Raw genomic sequence first — 15298 nt, 5'->3', positions numbered from 1 at the left:
CGTGCCGAGCGTGATATAGTGTTTTTGCGCTAACTGAAAACAAAAGATATAAAATTTTTTTACATTTTAGTAACGCGACAGGATTGAATGTCATTATACTGTAATCATCTGGCGGTAGTTTTCACACGGTGCACAGCTTGAAGCTGTAAATATCACTGCGGGGATCGCTAATGGTAAAGTCCTTGGTTGGGCTGGAAAGAAAAAATAACACATCTCCCCTGATTTCTCGTTGTAACGAGGGTTCTCTCTCCGACTCTCTTTTACCGGCAACCCCGCACTCTTATCGCTATCGAACCTCATCACTTTTTACTCCACGTTTTTTAATGCAGTCCGCGTTGTCCCGTGAAGACACGGCGCTTAAGCGTTGCCGTCGATTCACCTTGTCCCTTGGCTCTTATTGGCTCGGAGGAGGCCAAAACCTAATACGTGTGTGAAACATAATCGCGCGGCCTGGCCGTTGCGGTAGGTGAAACAAACTGTAAGGTGCCACTATGGGTAGACAGAAAGCAGTGATCAAAGCACGTCGTGAAGCGAAACGCGTTATTCGTCGTGACGCTCGTAGTCATCGCCAGCTGGAAGAAGAGTCTGTGACCTCGCTGGTGCAAATGGGGGGAGTCGAGTCTATCGGCATGGCGCGAGACAAGCGCGATAGCTCACCCATCGAGGCTAGAACCGAAGCTCAGGGTCATTACTTATCAGCCATAGAGAATAAGCAGCTGATCTTCGCCACCGGCGAAGCCGGCTGTGGCAAAACATTCATCAGCGCCGCCAAGGCGGCGGAGGCGCTGATCCATAAAGAGGTGGATCGGATTATCGTTACCCGTCCTGTTTTACAGGCGGATGAAGACCTTGGCTTCTTGCCGGGTGATATCTCCGAGAAATTCGCGCCTTATTTCCGCCCGGTGTATGACATTCTGGTGCGCCGTTTAGGCTCTTCCTTTATGCAGTACTGCCTGCGCCCGGAAATCGGCAAGGTAGAGATTGCGCCGTTCGCTTATATGCGTGGACGCACCTTCGAAAATGCGGTCGTTATCCTGGATGAAGCCCAGAACGTGACCGCCAGCCAGATGAAAATGTTCCTGACCCGCCTGGGCGAAAACGTGACGGTTATCGTCAACGGCGACGTGACCCAGTGCGACTTGCCGCGCGGCGTGAAATCCGGCCTCAGCGACGCGCTGGAGCGTTTCGAAGAGGACGAGATGATCGGCGTTATCCGCTTTGAGAAACAGGACTGTGTGCGCTCTGCTTTGTGCCAGCGCACGCTCAACGCTTACAGTTAACCTATCCGCTAATGGAAAGGCCGCTTCGGCGGCCTTTTTTATCTCCGCAATTTCCCCTCTCGTTTAACCTTTGTGTAAATTATTGTGGTTTTTTGTATAGATTTTCGTTGAGTTAGCGTTAATGATTAATGGGTTCCAGATTGGCGCGCAACTTGCGTGCGCCGCCAAAAGGACACTATCTGGGGTGTGCGCCGCGCGGCGCATTGAGCGTGAGTTCCTTGATGCGATTCAAACATGAAATATATCATTCTGATTTTGCTTATTTTATGCGTCGTCTATGTGCATTACCGCGGGCGGGTTCGCTACAACGTGTGGCGACAGCTGTCTGACCATTCCACCTTTACCGCACCGCTGAACGTCTTTATGTACCTGTTTTCCCGCGTGCCGACCACGCCGTACCTGAAGCCGGAGCAGTTCCCTGAGCTGGCGGTACTGCGGGAGAATTGGGAAACCATCCGCGACGAAGGACAGAAGCTGATGGAGATCCAGCAGATCAAAGCGTCCGATCAATTCAACGACGCCGGGTTCAACTCGTTCTTCAAGACCGGCTGGAAACGCTTTTATCTGAAATGGTATGAGGACAGCCATCCTTCCGCTATGACCCTGTGCCCGCAGACCACGGAACTGCTGCGCAGCCTGCCTTCGGTCAAGGCGGCGATGTTCGCCGAACTGCCGGACGGCAGCCGTTTGCCGCGCCACCGCGATCCTTACGCCGGTTCGCTGCGTTATCACCTGGGGCTGATTACCCCCAACGATGACCGCTGCTTCATCGAGGTGGACGGCGAGCGCTACAGCTGGCGCGACGGTGAAGGCGTGATGTTCGATGAAACTTACCTGCACTACGCGGAAAATCAGAGCGGGCAGAATCGTCTGATCCTGTTCTGCGACATCGAACGGCCGATGCGCTACCGCTGGGCGCAGGCGGTGAACCACTGGCTGGGGCGCAATCTGATGAGCGCCGCCACCGCGCCGAACGAAGAGGGCGATCGCACCGGCGGCGTCAACAAGATGTTCAAATACATCTATGCGATACGCCGGGTGGGGAAACGCCTGAAGGCCTGGAACCGCACCGGTTATTACATCATCAAGTGGATTTTGTTCGGGGGGATCGCCGCGGCGATATTCTTCTCGGTATAACGAAGACAGGGGCGCACGGTGTGCGCCCCTTTTTGATCAGGCGAAGATAGTCATCATGTAGGCGGCGAACAGCGCCAGGTGGGCGGTGCCGTTCAGCACGTTGGTGCGGCCGGTCGAGAACGACAGCTGGCACAGCAGTAACACCGTCAGCATCACCACGATATGCGGCGTTTGCAGCCCGAAGATCAGCGTCTGCCCGGTCAGGGTGGCGATGATGGTGACCGCCGGTACCGTCAGGGAGATGGTCGCCAACACCGAACCGAAGAACAGGTTCATGGCGCGTTGCACCTGATTGTTCAACACTGCGCGCAGCGCGCCCAGCCCTTCAGGCGACAGGATCAGCAGCGCAACCAGGAAACCGGTAAACTGCGCCGGCGCATTCATCTTGGTCAGCAGGCCTTCCAGCGGATTGGCGTTGAACTTGGTGACGGCGATAACCGCGATCAGGTGCACGACGAGCCAGGCGGCATGCCAGGCGCTGCTGTGCGAAGAGGGTTTGCCGTGATGCGGGTCGCCATCGTCGTCTTCATGCTCATACACGAACAGGCTCTGGTGGGTTTTGGTCTGGATCACCAGGAACACGCCATACATGGCGGCGGAGATCAGCGCCACCAACAGCGCCTGCCCGGTGCTGAAGTTACCGCCCGGCAGCGCGCTCGGGAACACCAGCACGATCACCGCCAGCGGGAAAATTGCCATCAGATACTGTTTAATGCCGCCCAGGTTGACGTACTGGGTGGCGAACTTGCGCCCGCCGAGCAGCAGCGCGAAACCGACCAGGCCGGCGGAAACGATCATGATGATGGAATACAGCGTGTCGCGCATCAGCGCCGGCGCGGCGTCGCCGGTGGCCATCAGTGCCGAGATCAGGCTGACCTCGAGGATCACCACCGACAGGCTGAGGATCAGCGAGCCGTAGGGTTCCCCCAAACGGTGGGCGAGCACGTCGGCGTGGCGCACCACGCTGAAGGCGCTGCTGAGGATCCCCACCAGCGCGAGAATATTGATGCCGACGATCAGCGGAAAGTAAGTGGTGCTGCTCCACAGATTCAACACCACCAGCGCGGCGATGGGGAAGATCAGCGAGTATTCGGTGTGGCGAGATTTGGTGGATCGGCCAGGATCGTGTTGCGACTTCATGAGGGTGGCACTCCTTCTCAAACAGCGTAGCCCGTCAGCGCCGGTCGCCGTGATGCGGCAACTCTGCGTTTCCAGTAGGTATTTTATATTAGGATACACCCACGGCGCCGGTGTGATGTTGTTTTTATCTGAGAAAGCAATTGCTTGCTTTATGTGATCAGGGTAACAAAAAAACCGCACGGGGTGCGGTTTTATTTACTTACTTTTACGCAATAACGCCAATTTTTAACGTTAGATATGAGAAAAGTCGTGTTTACTTATTTAGCATGCGGTTAATCAAGGAAAATACAGCCGTTAGTCGTCAATATTATCCATGATTTCATGCCGTTTATTGTGGTAACCCTCTTCATTTAGTCCCTCACGCCAGTAAGGTACGGCATAAAGACGATTACGATCGCATTGGCGTTCGCGACGCAGGTAACGGCGCAGCTCTACCACCAGGCGATCTTCACCGGCGAGCCAGAAGTGCGTTTCGCCCTGCGGCAGGGATTGCGCGCGGAAGCGGGCGATCAGGTCGTCGGTGTTCTCCGTGCCGCCAACGATCCAATTCATCTCAACGCCGGCCGGTTTTCTCAGATCAATCACGTCGGCGGTGCTGTCGACGCGGACGAAAGCGCGCCCGGCGCTGTGCGGCGGCAGATTCTCCAGCAGCGCGGCCAGCGCAGGCAGTGAGGAGGGATCGCCCGCCAGGCAGTAGAAATCGGCCGCCGGCAACATCGGTTTGGGGCCGCCCGGGTTGCTGATGCCGATTTTATCGCCGGCCTTCGCCTGGCGCGCAAAGTCGACCGCCGGGCCCTGGTGATCGTGGATCGCGAACTCGATGTCCACCTCCGCCTGTTCCGGGCGCACGGCGCGAATGGAATAGGTACGCACGATCGGGCGCACGGCGTCCGCCGCCCAGCGGGGGCCGTTTTCGGTCAGCGTCGGCAGATCCGGCTGGGTTTGGCCGGCGAGCGGCAAAAAGACCTTGATGTGCGCAGCGGCGGCGTTGGCCGGGTAGTAGCGCAGATCGGGTGCGGTAAAGGTGATGCGGCGCAGGTGCGGCGTAATGTCCTGTACGGCGCTGACGGCGATCAGGTAGGGGGCGCGTGAGCGAGGGGCTTCGGTAGTCACGGGGATCTCCTTATAGTTCGTTTGGCGGTGAGTATATCATGCCGTTTGATAATGAGAATTGTTTGCTCATTGAGGCGCAACGGCGTGTGAGCTAGGCTTAAGCTTCACGGAATACGCACGGGAGGACGTGATGCCCTATCAAGACACGAACGACTTGCCGGACAATGTGAAGCATGTACTGCCGGCCCATGCTCAGGCGATCTATAAAGAAGCGTTCAACAGCGCCTGGCAACAATACCGGGATCCTGAAGACCGACGCGGTGACGACAGCCGGGAGGAGACGGCGCACAAAGTGGCCTGGGCAGCGGTCAAGCAAAGCTATCGCAAGGGCGACGATGAGCGTTGGCACAAAAAGTAACGCTTTATGGCCTGATAAAATCGCGCGGACGTTATGCTGACCCGGCAATTAATATTATTGCTGCTCAGTACAAATACTTTTCCACGTTAACACCGCTTTGCAACTTGATTGCGCGGCGGGAAAAGAATATGTTCATTATTAATCGGCGCGGTTATTGAATTAATAAAATTCCGCACCTAAAAATAAAATTGCAAAGGTTCAGTAGTGGCGAGGGAGGACGAGAAATCGTATTCCCGGGAGGTTGTAACAGTGTTAACGCGAGATTTTCTGCAAAAAGCGGATTGCAAAACCGCATTCGGCGCTATTGAGGAGTCGCTGTTGCTGACGCCTGAACAGCGCGCAGCCTCGTTGGATTGCACGTTATCGCGCCGGCCGGATCACAGCCCGGTTTGGGTATTCGGTTACGGTTCGCTGATGTGGAACCCGGTTTTTGAATCGGAAGAAGTGCGGCCTGCCATGTTGCAGGGCTGGCACCGGGCGTTCTGCATGCGCTTGACCGCCGGGCGCGGCACGCTGCATCAGCCGGGGCGCATGCTGGCGCTGAAAGAGGGCGGCCAGACCACCGGATTGGCCTTCCGTCTGCCGGAAAGCAAGCTGCGCGAAGAGCTGGAGCTGCTGTGGAAGCGCGAAATGATCACCGATTGCTACGTGCCGACCTGGTGTGAGCTGCAGCTTGAGGGCGGTGAGGTTGTCACTGCGCTGGTGTTCGTGATGAACGCGCAGCACCCGCTGTTTGAAGCAGACACCAGCCACCAGGTGATCGCGCCATTGATCGCCAGCGCCAGCGGCCCGCTGGGCACCAACGCGCAATACCTGTTTGCGCTGGATAACGAGCTGAAGCACCACGGCATGCAGGATGATTGCATCGGCGATCTGGTGCGCTATGTACAGCAATGGTTGCAGCAGAACCGGCCCGGCGCTTTCGGGGCGGAGGCCACGGCCTGAGGCGTTGGCAGGGTGGCAAACAGTGAAGGGCTCAGCACGCTGAGCCCTTTTTCATATATCTAATACCTCTATTTAATAACTTTATTCTGCATGATTATCTAAGGCGCTTTCTTTGTGTGGTTATTTATCTCGTTATTTTTAAAGCCATTCATCATTTTCCCCCGTCGTCATCCCCCAAGAGTAACGATAAATAATTCACTTAGTATTAAATTGCATAACTAAAGGCTATTTTTTATTTGTTCAGCCCCGCAGGACTCCGTATCAATATGGAAAACGCTACCGCAAGAAACAGGGAGACGGGGATGAACTTTCAACAATTAAAAATTATTCGCGAATCGGCGCGCTGCAACTACAACCTGACCGAGGTCGCCAATACCTTATTTACTTCGCAGTCCGGCGTCAGCCGGCATATTCGCGAGCTGGAAGAAGAGCTGGGCATTGAAATATTCATTCGTCGCGGCAAGCGGCTGCTGGGTATGACCGAACCCGGCAAAGAGCTGCTGGTGGTAGCGGAACGCATTCTCAACGACGCCAATAACATCCGTCGCCTGGCGGACGTCTTCAGCAGCAACGATTCGGGGCAGCTGCATATCGCGACGACGCATACCCAGGCGCGCTACAGCCTGCCGGGGGTCATCAAAGAGTTTCGCGCGCTTTACCCGCGGGTACGGGTGGTGCTCAATCAGGGCAGCCCGGAGGAGATCGTTTCGATGCTGGCCGCCGGCGAAGCCGATATCGGCATCGCCAGCGAACGGCTGATGAGCGACGAATCGCTGGCGGCGTTCCCTTACTATCGCTGGCATCACACCATTCTGGTGCCGGAAGGGCACGAGTTGACGCGTCAGCCGCAGGTGACGCTGGAGATGCTCAGTACCTTGCCGCTGATCACTTACCGTCAGGGGATTACCGGGCGCGCGAAGCTGGATGCGGCGTTCAAAGCGGCGGGTCTGACGCCGGACATCGCGCTCAGTGCGCAGGATTCCGACGTGATTAAAACTTACGTCGAGCTGGGGTTGGGCGTGGGTGTGCTGGCGGACATGTCATATGAAAAAGAGCGCGATCGCGGGTTGGTGAGCCTCAACGCCGAGCACCTGTTTGAACCCAATACGGTATGGCTGGGCCTGAAACGCAGCCAGCTGCAGCGCAACTATGCCTGGCGTTTTATCCAGCTGTGCAACCCGACGCTGTCGCTGACCGAAATCAAGGACAAGGTCTTCTCGTCACAGCTGGATGCGGTGATTGACTACCAGATTTAGTCGGACAGCTGGGCCCCGCCGGATTGCCACGGGGAAGGGGGATTAGTCGTCGGTACGTTCGATCAGGTGACGTTTACTTTTTCTGAACGGGCCGATGGCTTCCCATTCCGGGAGTTCTTCAGGCGGACGCGGGTTGGCCATCTCCCAGCGATGGTGTTGGCGCAAAATCTCGATGGCGATGCGTTTTTGCTCTTGAATGGAGAGCGTAGGGTCGGTCAGATCCTTATTTTCCATTTTGGCTTCCTTTCTGCTCGTTATTTATACGCACCTTATCACATTTGGCCCCGTACTTTTCCAGCGATTGTATTTACTTTTTCAGTGCGTTGAAGCTGGTTTTACATGTCATGGTACCGGGTATTACTTCAAAGGCGGCCTGACGAGTATACAGCGCCAACACGCGGTGATTGATTGCGTGGCTGATAAGTATGTCCGGCGGAGGCACCGGCGTCAGCCTCTGCTCTTGCAGGTTCAGGCCATACAGATACAGCACCTGCAAGCAGTTGCGCAGCATATTGCCTTTCAGGGGATGTTGCGCTTCACGCAGGGAGAAATTCTCCAACGCGACAAGTTCGATAACGTTCTCTGCCTGGAGATAACGGCACAGGCAAAAGCCGGCGCGGCTCAGCGGGCTGGCCATTTGCCGATAGACGAAAGCGAAACTCATCGGCGTTTGGGCATGATATTTAAAAAGAGAGCGCCAATTTAACGTATGCCCGTTTTTTCTGCCTTTTTGCCAGCGCCGGTCTTGTACCGTCAGACGAGTCATAAACAGATCCGACTCAAGCAGGACGCTGTTCATGTCTGCCAGTGTTTGCTCTATCGCTCTCTCATGCCGGTGTGAGACGCCATTTTCTGGTGGATGGTTTTCCATTTTCCCGTCCCTTGGGTGACCGAGCTCACGTTAATCACCCAATGAAACAGGCTCAAACCCCGCGTTTCACCGCTGCGAACTGCGCCGCAAAGACAGTTATCCATTGCGGCCAGGTGCCGTGAGAGTGCGATCTGGCGTGCAATACTCTCTCTAATAATCAAAACCCCATCTATATACATAAAAAGAATATCTATAGTGATTTAAGTACCTTCAGCTGCCGATCGTGCTCGCATACACTCGCGAAATTATTATAAATTCCATCTGCTTGGAGAGTTTCAGATGAAAGCGCTCGTTCCTTCTTTGCTGTTTTTAGCCGTGGCGGCCAGCGTTAACGCGCAGGCGGCGACGCCGGCCAACACGCTGGTGATCGCGCAGTCTATCGATGACGTGGTCAGCTTTGACCCGGCCCAGGGATTTGAGTTGACCACGGTGCAGTCGTTCAACAGCCTGTATCAGCGTCTGATCCAGTCCGATCCGCACAACCCTATCGATCTGAAACCGACATTGGCCAGCAGCTGGCAGGCCGGCGCCGACAATCGCAGCCTGACTTTCAGCCTGCGCCCGGACGCCAGGTTCGCCAGTGGCAATCCGCTGCGGCCGGAAGACGTGATCTTTTCGCTTTCGCGGGTGGTGAAACTGAATCTGGAGCCGTCGTTTATCCTGACGCAGCTGGGCTGGAACGCGAAGAACGTGGAGCAACACCTGAGCAAGGTGGATGACCACCAGGTAAAAATCAGCTGGAGTGAAAACGTCAGCCCGGCCTTCGTGCTCAGCCTGCTGTCGGCGCCGGTATCGTCGATCGTCGACGCCAAAGAGGCGCTGGCGCACCAGCAGGGCGACGATCTGGGGCACCAATGGTTGAACAGCCACTCCGCCGGCAGCGGCCCTTATAAAATCCGCACCTATGTGCCGCACGAAGTGGTGGTGCTGGACGCCAACCCAGGCTCGCCGGAAGGGGCGCCGACGCTGAAAACCATCCTGATCAAAAACGTGCCCGATCCGGCCGCGCGCCGCTTGCTGATCGAGCAGGGCGATGCCGATATCGCGCGCAACCTGGGGGCAGACCAGATGGCGGCCTTAAAGGGCAAGCCGGGCGTCAAACCCCTGGCGATTCCTTACGCTTCGCTTTATTTCCTGCAGTTCAACGCCAAGGCGTCACCGGCGCTCGGCAATCCGGCGTTCTGGGAGGCGGCGCGCTGGCTGTTCGATTACAAAGGCATCGCCGACGATCTGCTGAAAGGGCAGTTCCAGAGCCATCAGGCATTCCTGCCGGACGGTTATCTGGGGGCGCTCAAGGATCAGCCGTACAGCTTCAATCCGCAAAAAGCCAAAGAGATACTGGCCAAAGCGGGACTCAGCAACGTCAGTTTCCGTCTGGACGTCAACAACCAGCCGCCGTACCTGGATATCGCCCAGGCGCTGCAGGCCAGCTTTGCCCAGGGCGGCGTGAAGGTGGAACTGGTGCCGGGCATCAGTTCGCAGGTCTCTACCAAGGTGAAAGCGCTTAACTACGATGCGACGCTGACCTCCTGGGGGCCGGATTATTTCGACCCTAACACCAATGCCGCAGCCTTCGCCTACAACCCGGAAGACGGCAGCAAGACGCTGGCCTGGCGCGCCAACTGGCAGATCCCGGCGCTGAGCAAGCTGACGCTGGCCGCCACCGCGGAAAACGACACCGCCAAACGGGTGGCCGACTACCAGCAACTGCAAAAACAGGTGCAGCAAAGCTCGCCGTTCGTCATCGGCCTGCAGGCGCGCAGCCTGATCGCGGTGCGTGACAACCTCAAGGGTTATGTGCAGGGCATCAACCCTGACATGGTGTTCTACAGCAAGGTCAGCAAGTAATGGCCGCTGAACTGTCCGCCAGCGCCGGGGCGGCCCGGCGGTATTGGCGCTGGGGCGGGCGGCTGCTCGGCGGCGCGCTGTCGCTGGCGCTGACGTTGCTTGGCCTGCTGCTGTTCACCTTCATGCTGTCGCACCTGGCGCCGATCGATCCGGCGCTGCAGGTGGCGGGCGATCACGCCAGTGAAGCCACCTATGCGCAGGTGCGGCACGAGCTGGGATTGGATCAGCCGTTGCCGGTGCAGTTTTGGCGTTATCTGGTGCACCTGGCGCACGGCGATTTGGGCATTTCGCGCATCACCGCCCAGCCGGTGTTGAGCGATCTGCTGCGTACCTTCCCGGCGACGGTGGAGCTGGCCACCTGCGCCATTATCCTCGGCGCCCTCGGCGGCATTACGCTGGCGTTTCTGGCGGTGCTCAGGCCGGGCAGCTGGCTGGATAACGCGGCGCGTCTGCTGTCGTTGATCGGTTATTCGGTACCGATTTTCTGGCTGAGCCTGCTCGGGCTGCTGCTGTTCTATGCCACGCTGCACTGGTCGGCGGGGCCGGGGCGGCTTGACGACATCTACTTGTACAGCATGGAGCCGCGCAGCGGTTTCGTGTTGATCGACAGCTGGCTGTCCGGCGATCGCGAAATGTTCTACAACGCCATCGGCCACCTGTGGCTGCCGGTCGTGGCGTTGGCGCTGCTGTCGATGGCGGGCATTACCCGATTGCTGCGGGCGGCGATGCTGGAAGAGTGCAACAAGGAATACGTGACGCTGGCGCGTTCCAAGGGGGCCGGGCGCCTGCGCATTCTGCTGCGCCATGTGTTTCCCAACGTGCTGGGCACGCTGATCACCGTACTGTCTCTCTCCTATGCCAGCCTGCTGGAAGGGGCAGTATTGACCGAAACGGTGTTCGCCTGGCCCGGCGTCGGGCGTTATCTGACCTCGGCGCTGTTTGCTGCTGACACGCCGGCGATCCTCGGCGCCACGTTGCTGATCGGCACCTGTTTCGTGCTGTTGAATGCGCTGGCCGACGCCTTGACCTATTTAGTGGATCCGCGAACCCGATGAGCCAATATCTCTCTGAACACGAACCGCAAAGCGAGCCGGCCGTCGGTTGCCGCCGCGGTCGGCGTCTGACCACGCTGACGCTGGGCGCGGCACTGGTGGCGATTTTGATCGTCACCGCGCTGCTGGCCCCGTGGCTGGCGCCTTTCGATCCCAATCTGCAGCATATCGAGCTGCGGCTATTGCCGCCTTCCGCCGCACATTGGCTGGGCACCGACGGCTTCGGCCGCGATTTGCTCTCCCGCGTGATTTACGGCGCGCGGCCGACGCTGATTCTGGTGTCGCTGATTCTGGTGTTGACCATACCCATCGGCCTGCTGGTCGGCATTGGCGCCGGTTATCTTGGCGGCTGGGTAGAGCGTATTTTGATGCGCCTGACCGACATTTTCCTGTCGCTGCCGAGCCTGGTGATCGCGCTGGCGTTTGTGGCGGTCATGGGGCCGGGGCTGATGAACGGCGCGCTGGCGCTGGCATTGACCAGCTGGCCGGCCTTTGCCCGCCAGGCGCGGGCCGAAACCCTGGCGCTGCGCCGCAGCGACTACCTGGCGGCGGCGCGCATGCAGGGCATCAACGGGCTGCGGCTGATGGTCGGCCACATTTTGCCTTTATGCCTGCCGAGCGCGGTGGTGCGCGCGGCGCTGAGTCTGGGGGGCATCATCCTGTCCGCTGCCGGTCTGGGGTTCCTCGGCATGGGCGTCGCGCCGCCGACCGCCGAATGGGGCTCGATGGTGGCCGAAGGCAGTAAAGTGATTTTCGACCAATGGTGGGTCGCCGCCGCGCCGGGCGGGGCGATCCTGTTCGCCAGCCTGGCGTTTAACCTGCTGGGCGATGGCCTGCGCGACAAAATGGATCCTCGTCATGGGCACTGATAACACCTTATTGACCATCGAACGCCTGGCGATCGGCGTGCCGGGGCCACAGCCGGTGGCGCTGGTGAAGAATATTTCGTTCAGCATGGGGCGGGAGCGGCTGGCGCTGGTCGGTGAGTCCGGCTCCGGCAAGTCGTTGACCGCGCGTGCGCTGATGGGGCTATTGCCGCCGCCGTTACAGCTGCAGGCGCAGCGCCTGACGTTGGGCGGTGAAGACTTAACGCGCCTGAGCGAGCGCCAGTGGAGCCGGCTGCGCGGCGACCGGGTGGCGATGGTGATGCAAGACCCCAAGCATGCGCTGAATCCCAATCAGCCGATCGGTCGTCAGGTGGAGGAACCGCTGGTGCTGCATGCGAAGCTGAGTCGCGCCGAGCGGCGTGAAAAAGTGCTGGAGATGCTGGCGGCGGTGGGCTTGCCCGATCCGGCGGCGCTGTGCCGCCGCTATCCGCATCAGCTCTCCGGCGGCATGGGGCAACGGGTGATGCTGGCCATTGCATTGATCAACGATCCGCAGCTGCTGATTGCCGACGAACCGACTTCGGCGCTGGATCACCAGATGCGCGATCAGGTGCTGCAGCTGATAGACAATCTGGTGGCGCAACGCAATATGGGCCTGATCCTGATCAGCCACGATTTGCAGCAGGTGGCGCACCACTGCGAGCGGGTACTGGTGATGTACAAAGGCGAGCTGTTGGATCAGCTGCCGGCGGCAGAGCTGGCGCAGGCCACGCATCCTTATACCCGCACGCTATGGGCGTGTCGGCCGAGCCGCGAGACGCGCGGCAAACCGCTGCCGGTGCTGGATCGCGCACTGCTGGAGACGTTGAAATGAGCGTGATTGCACTGGAAAACCTGAGCGTCAGTCACCGCCAGGGTTACGAACTGCGCACCGTGGTGCATGAGGTTAACCTGCGCATCGAACCGGGCGAGTGTTTCGGGCTGGTGGGGCCTTCCGGCTGCGGCAAGTCCTCGTTGCTGTGGGTGCTGGCCGGGCTGAATGGCAGCTGGCAGGGCGGTTTTGAATTGTTGGGGCGGCGGCTGCAGCCGGGGCAGGCGTTTACCGGCGAACTACGGCGCGAGGTGCAGATGGTGTTTCAAGATCCCTATGCTTCGCTACACCCGAAACACCGGCTGTTGCGTACGCTGTCGGAGCCGCTCAAACTGCTGAAGGAAAGCGACATCGAACGTAAAATCAGCGCAGGTTTTCGCCAGGTGGGGTTGGATCCGCGCCTGTTGGATCGCTACCCGCATCAGCTGTCGGGCGGCCAGCGGCAGCGCGTGGCGATTGTGCGCGTATTGTTGCTGCGGCCGAAGCTGCTGTTGCTGGATGAACCGACTTCGGCGTTGGACATGTCGGTGCAGGCGGAGATCCTCAACCTGCTCAACGAGCTGAAACAGGCGGGCGATCTGACTATGGTGCTGGTCAGCCACGATGCGGACGTGATTGACCACATGTGCGATCGTTCGGTGGCGATGGCGCACGGCCGCATCATCGTTTGAACCTATGCCCGCCAACGCGGCGGGCATATCCATCTTGGTAATAAATAAAGCAATTTATCGTCGTTCTTCCGTTAATTCTTACCCCCTACACTCGACAAACAGCGCAACCGCGTGATTGTGGAGAGTGTATCGATGAAACGGTTAATCCCAACTTTATTGTATGGCGCGCTGGCGGCCGCTTTCGGTGCGCAGGCCGCCACCCCGCAGGATACCTTGGTGGTGGTCAGTTCTCTGGAGGGCATTATCAGCCTCGATCCGGCGGAGAGTTTTGAAACCGTCAGCTCGGCCAATCTGGTCAACCTTTATCAGCGCCTGGTGGCGCCGGATCGCGCCGCGCCGCAAAAGCTGGCGCCGGACGCCGCAGGCAGTTGGCAAGCGGGCGTCGATGGCCGCAGCCTGACCTTTACCCTGAAACCGCAGCAACGCTTCGCTTCCGGCAATCCGCTGCGGCCCGAAGACGTCATTTTCTCGCTGGTCCGCGCGGTGAAGCTGAACAAGGCGCCGTCGTTTATTCTCGGCGAGTTTGGCTGGACGCCGGATAACGTTGAACAGCAGCTGAAGAAGGTGGGAGATAACCAGGTGCAGCTCCGTTGGCCCGCCAACATCGGCAGCGAGCTGGCGTTGCGGCTGCTGACGGCGAACGTGGCCTCGATCGTGGATGAGAAGCTGCTGAACGAGCACGCGCAGCAGGGGGACTACGGCAATGCCTGGCTGCGCAGCCATTCCGCCGGCGGCGGCCCGTATCGGGTAAACAACTATGTGCCGCACGAGGCGCTGCTGTTCGGCCGCAACGACTTTGCGCCGTCGCCGGCCAGACTGAAAACGGTGTTGTTCAAGAACGTCAGCGACGCCGGCACCCGCCGTTTGTTGCTGCTGAAAGGGGATGCCGACGTGGCCTACGATCTGGGGGCCGATCAGTTCGACTCGCTGCGCAATGTGCCGGGCGTACGCATCGAGCAGGCCGATGCGCCCCGGGTCTATTACCTCGGTTTCAACACCGGCAGCAAAGACAACCCGGCGCTGGGCAATCCGGCACTGTGGCAGGCGGCGCGCTGGCTGGTGGATTATCAGAGCATCGCCGAGCAGCTGTTGAAAGGGCAATATCGGGTGCATCAGGCCTTCTTGCCGCAGGGATTGGACGGGGCGCTCGACGATCGGCCGTTTAGGCTCGACGTGGACAAAGCCAGACAGATCCTGCGCGAGGCCGGCATCGCCGAAGGGACGCGCATCAGTCTGATCGTCATCAACCAGCCGCCGTATACCGACATCGCGCAGGCGTTGCAGGCCAGCTTTGCGCAGGCCGGGCTGCGGCTGGATATCCAGCCGGTGGTGGAGAGCGATCTGTGGGGCAAGATGCGCGGCCGCGATTTTCAGGCAATCTTCACCTACTGGGGCGCCGACTACCTGGATCCGAACACCAACGCCAGCGCCTTTGCCTACAACGTGCCCGGTGGGCCGAAAACCCTGGCCTGGCGCACCCAGTGGGGCATTCCCGCCATCAGCGCGGAAACGCGTGCCGCGGCCGCGGAGGGCAACAGCGCCGCGCGCAGCGCACGTTACGTCACGTTGCAACGTGAACTGCAGGTCAGTTCACCTTATGTGGTGGCTCTGCAGGGGCAAACGCTGGTGGCATTGCGGGACAACGTTGAAGATGCCCGGGTGGATATCGCCAACAGCATGCTGTATCTGGACCGGGTGAGTAAGTAGCGACCGCGCCGCGCGCCTGGCCGGGCTTCTGGCGCGCCAAAGGCCGACAGCGTGTGAAATCGCCTGCTGTTGCAACCGCGAAGCGCGAGAGGTTGTATCAAGGTGAAATAAAATGAAATTTCATAACGTGCTCATGTGGCGGTGATAGATTGGCGCTGAAAGGCGGCGTTGTTTACGCCTTTCAGCGCGGTCGTTCGCAATGATGCGAACACATCACGTCAG

Annotated in this window: 15 protein-coding genes; 11 read left to right on the top strand and 4 right to left on the bottom strand. The window is 58.9% G+C overall.

Translation table 11 applies throughout. The annotated features are described in order from the left end of the window. The first annotated feature begins 491 nt into the window (after positions 1-491). Complete coding sequence (gene phoH, locus QOL81_RS03300) at positions 492-1280, top strand: phosphate starvation-inducible protein PhoH (protein WP_015378226.1); 789 nt, start codon at positions 492-494, stop codon at positions 1278-1280. Positions 1281-1514: 234 nt separating this feature from the next. Beyond that, positions 1515-2417, top strand: coding sequence for a lipid A hydroxylase LpxO (gene lpxO, locus QOL81_RS03295; RefSeq protein WP_025303230.1), 903 nt, complete (start codon positions 1515-1517; stop codon positions 2415-2417). 36 nt (positions 2418-2453) lie between these two features. Here lpxO and chaA read toward each other — a convergent pair whose 3' ends face one another. Both chaA and QOL81_RS03285 read right to left on the bottom strand, forming a co-directional pair. Then, positions 2454-3557 (bottom strand): sodium-potassium/proton antiporter ChaA, encoded by a 1104-nt coding sequence (gene chaA / locus QOL81_RS03290; protein WP_060424093.1) that lies wholly within the window; start codon positions 3555-3557, stop codon positions 2454-2456. Between the two features lie 294 nt (positions 3558-3851). Then, positions 3852-4670, bottom strand: coding sequence for a siderophore-interacting protein (locus tag QOL81_RS03285; RefSeq protein ID WP_070914671.1), 819 nt, complete (start codon positions 4668-4670; stop codon positions 3852-3854). A gap of 130 nt (positions 4671-4800) precedes the next feature. Here QOL81_RS03285 and chaB point away from each other — a divergent pair, with 130 nt between their 5' ends. The 3 genes from chaB to cbl all read left to right on the top strand — a co-directional run bounded on the left by chaB (position 4801) and on the right by cbl (position 7229). Next, positions 4801-5028, top strand: coding sequence for a putative cation transport regulator ChaB (gene chaB / locus QOL81_RS03280; RefSeq protein WP_049202016.1), 228 nt, complete (start codon positions 4801-4803; stop codon positions 5026-5028). Positions 5029-5277: 249 nt separating this feature from the next. Beyond that, positions 5278-5973, top strand: coding sequence for a gamma-glutamylcyclotransferase (locus tag QOL81_RS03275; protein WP_049202018.1), 696 nt, complete (start codon positions 5278-5280; stop codon positions 5971-5973). A gap of 302 nt (positions 5974-6275) precedes the next feature. Next, positions 6276-7229, top strand: a complete 954-nt coding sequence (cbl, locus tag QOL81_RS03270; protein ID WP_033634950.1) for an HTH-type transcriptional regulator Cbl — start codon at positions 6276-6278, stop codon at positions 7227-7229. A gap of 42 nt (positions 7230-7271) precedes the next feature. Here the strand turns inward: cbl and QOL81_RS03265 are convergent, their stop codons facing one another. Further along, on the bottom strand, positions 7272-7463 hold the full coding sequence (locus tag QOL81_RS03265; RefSeq protein WP_033634949.1) for a hypothetical protein: 192 nt from the start codon (positions 7461-7463) through the stop codon (positions 7272-7274). Between the two features lie 73 nt (positions 7464-7536). After that, positions 7537-8100: a hypothetical protein gene (locus QOL81_RS03260; RefSeq protein WP_197657888.1), complete on the bottom strand. Its 564-nt coding sequence runs from the start codon at positions 8098-8100 to the stop codon at positions 7537-7539. Positions 8101-8379: 279 nt separating this feature from the next. On the opposite strand from QOL81_RS03260, the gene QOL81_RS03255 reads away from it, so the two are divergent. From QOL81_RS03255 to QOL81_RS03230, 6 genes are all read left to right on the top strand, one after another. After that, positions 8380-9948, top strand: a complete 1569-nt coding sequence (locus QOL81_RS03255; protein ID WP_049271726.1) for an ABC transporter substrate-binding protein — start codon at positions 8380-8382, stop codon at positions 9946-9948. Further along, entirely contained in the window at positions 9948-11003 is a 1056-nt protein-coding gene (locus QOL81_RS03250; protein ID WP_060424087.1) for an ABC transporter permease, read from the top strand. The genes QOL81_RS03255 and QOL81_RS03250 overlap by 1 nt, the downstream gene beginning before the upstream one ends. Beyond that, on the top strand, positions 11000-11869 hold the full coding sequence (locus tag QOL81_RS03245; protein WP_060424085.1) for an ABC transporter permease: 870 nt from the start codon (positions 11000-11002) through the stop codon (positions 11867-11869). Before QOL81_RS03250 ends, QOL81_RS03245 begins: the two co-directional genes overlap by 4 nt. After that, positions 11859-12701, top strand: a complete 843-nt coding sequence (locus tag QOL81_RS03240; protein ID WP_060424083.1) for an ABC transporter ATP-binding protein — start codon at positions 11859-11861, stop codon at positions 12699-12701. Before QOL81_RS03245 ends, QOL81_RS03240 begins: the two co-directional genes overlap by 11 nt. After that, positions 12698-13369 carry an ABC transporter ATP-binding protein gene (locus tag QOL81_RS03235; RefSeq protein ID WP_060424081.1) on the top strand — a complete coding sequence of 224 codons (672 nt, stop codon included), beginning with the start codon at positions 12698-12700 and terminating at the stop codon, positions 13367-13369. The genes QOL81_RS03240 and QOL81_RS03235 overlap by 4 nt, the downstream gene beginning before the upstream one ends. A gap of 132 nt (positions 13370-13501) precedes the next feature. After that, positions 13502-15076: an ABC transporter substrate-binding protein gene (locus QOL81_RS03230; RefSeq protein WP_070914675.1), complete on the top strand. Its 1575-nt coding sequence runs from the start codon at positions 13502-13504 to the stop codon at positions 15074-15076. Positions 15077-15298 lie beyond the last annotated feature (222 nt).

Source organism: Serratia sp. CC22-02 (genome assembly GCF_900182895.1).
Classification (GTDB): Bacteria; Pseudomonadota; Gammaproteobacteria; order Enterobacterales; family Enterobacteriaceae; genus Serratia; species Serratia nevei.
This window is presented reverse-complemented; position numbering and strand designations above follow the sequence as displayed.

Coding starts and splice junctions, on each gene's coding strand:
- phoH (WP_015378226.1), top strand. CDS start 492: ATGGGTAGACAGAAAGCAGTGATCAAAGCACGTCGTGAAGCGAAACGC.
- cbl (WP_033634950.1), top strand. CDS start 6,276: ATGAACTTTCAACAATTAAAAATTATTCGCGAATCGGCGCGCTGCAAC.
- QOL81_RS03245 (WP_060424085.1), top strand. CDS start 11,000: ATGAGCCAATATCTCTCTGAACACGAACCGCAAAGCGAGCCGGCCGTC.
- QOL81_RS03265 (WP_033634949.1), bottom strand. CDS start 7,463: ATGGAAAATAAGGATCTGACCGACCCTACGCTCTCCATTCAAGAGCAA.
- chaB (WP_049202016.1), top strand. CDS start 4,801: ATGCCCTATCAAGACACGAACGACTTGCCGGACAATGTGAAGCATGTA.
- QOL81_RS03255 (WP_049271726.1), top strand. CDS start 8,380: ATGAAAGCGCTCGTTCCTTCTTTGCTGTTTTTAGCCGTGGCGGCCAGC.
- QOL81_RS03240 (WP_060424083.1), top strand. CDS start 11,859: ATGGGCACTGATAACACCTTATTGACCATCGAACGCCTGGCGATCGGC.
- QOL81_RS03250 (WP_060424087.1), top strand. CDS start 9,948: ATGGCCGCTGAACTGTCCGCCAGCGCCGGGGCGGCCCGGCGGTATTGG.
- lpxO (WP_025303230.1), top strand. CDS start 1,515: ATGAAATATATCATTCTGATTTTGCTTATTTTATGCGTCGTCTATGTG.
- chaA (WP_060424093.1), bottom strand. CDS start 3,557: ATGAAGTCGCAACACGATCCTGGCCGATCCACCAAATCTCGCCACACC.
- QOL81_RS03235 (WP_060424081.1), top strand. CDS start 12,698: ATGAGCGTGATTGCACTGGAAAACCTGAGCGTCAGTCACCGCCAGGGT.
- QOL81_RS03260 (WP_197657888.1), bottom strand. CDS start 8,100: ATGGAAAACCATCCACCAGAAAATGGCGTCTCACACCGGCATGAGAGA.
- QOL81_RS03230 (WP_070914675.1), top strand. CDS start 13,502: ATGAAACGGTTAATCCCAACTTTATTGTATGGCGCGCTGGCGGCCGCT.